1 protein-coding gene is annotated in these 1,237 nt (G+C 48.7%); it reads right to left on the minus strand.

The genetic code is table 11. The annotated features are described in order from the left end of the window. Nucleotides 1-10 precede the first annotated feature (10 nt). Nucleotides 11-1,168, minus strand: coding sequence for an ISAs1 family transposase (locus GJR95_RS41375; protein WP_162391455.1), 1,158 nt, complete (start codon nt 1,166-1,168; stop codon nt 11-13). Nucleotides 1,169-1,237: the final 69 nt, after the last annotated feature.

A 1,237-nucleotide genomic window follows, 5' to 3' on the forward strand; every position in this document is an offset into this window, starting at 1 on the left:
CAGGGCTTTCTTATAAAACCAGTTCTTGATTCATGAACTGAATCAATGTTAGGAATTTGTCGGCAAAGTCTTCTAGTTGAGCAACCATATTTTTGGGCTTTTTTCGCCCTAACAAGTTGATAACCATAGTTCGTAGACTGCTCATTAACCGACTAACCGCTTGACTTTCTGTTCGCAACCTATCTTCGGCCAAGGTGACGTCGCGCCGATGATGCATCACCTCTATCCGCCAGTGATGCCGTAGCGCGTCAAAAAGCTCATCTGCTTCTGGCTGAGTAGTAGGCTGGCTGTTACTGACAAAATAATTCACCTCCTGGCTTGGCGCACCCCCGCTTAACCCTTGTCGATTTCGTACTACACGAATCAACGTAGCCAAGCCAGCGGCATGCCATCGGGGAGCTAATGACGTCGGGTGCAAGCTAAAGCACTGATAGCTACGTTGCTCCAGGCGACCATGCCCGCGCTTAACCGCATCGGTTCGCTCAAAAGTGGCTTGGATGAGAACACTTCGGCAAATACAATAGCGATATAACAGGGCCTGATTGGCTTTTATTCCCACAATATAGATACCTCCTGCCCCTTCAATGGCATTGACCGTCAGAGGGTTAAGGTGAAGAGCATCGAGCGTTATTTTCTGATTGTATAAGCCCTTGTCATTGAGGAGTTGCCGCACAACAGGCTTCTCACTCTCTTTAGACCCCGAATAGTAAGCCTGCCCAACAATCGCTTCGGAATCATGAGTCAACACCGACACACAGGCTTCACCTCGGGTATGGCCGGGTTGTATGCTACCCCGTAACTCCTTACCGTCTAAAGCAAACCAACGTTTTGAGTCAGCATCCAGAATTAGGCCAAACCAGCCAAAAAGTAACTGGGCAAAGAGTACACCGTTGACTTTGGCTAATAGTAGGGGTAACTGAGCGCGCGAGATGGCTTTGTGGTGAGTCATATTGGTGGCTTGGCAAAGGGGCTGACTATGATTGACCATATGCCGATGTAAACTGGATAGTTTACCATCTCGTCCGCAGCACAAAGCCAGCGTTAAGCCTGTAAGAACCAGTGCGATAGAGTGTTTCTTGCCTCGATTGTCCCGGCCATCCAGGCCGGGTGTTTGGTCAAGAAGTTGGAAAAATGTTGTAGGTTTAGCCAAGCAGGGAGCGACAGTCATGGTTTTGTAGTCTAGAGAACCACAAAGGTATGGCTAACTGCTCCTTGCCGTTTTTATAAGAAAGCCCTG

This window comes from Spirosoma endbachense (genome assembly GCF_010233585.1).
Classification (GTDB): Bacteria; Bacteroidota; Bacteroidia; order Cytophagales; family Spirosomataceae; genus Spirosoma; species Spirosoma endbachense.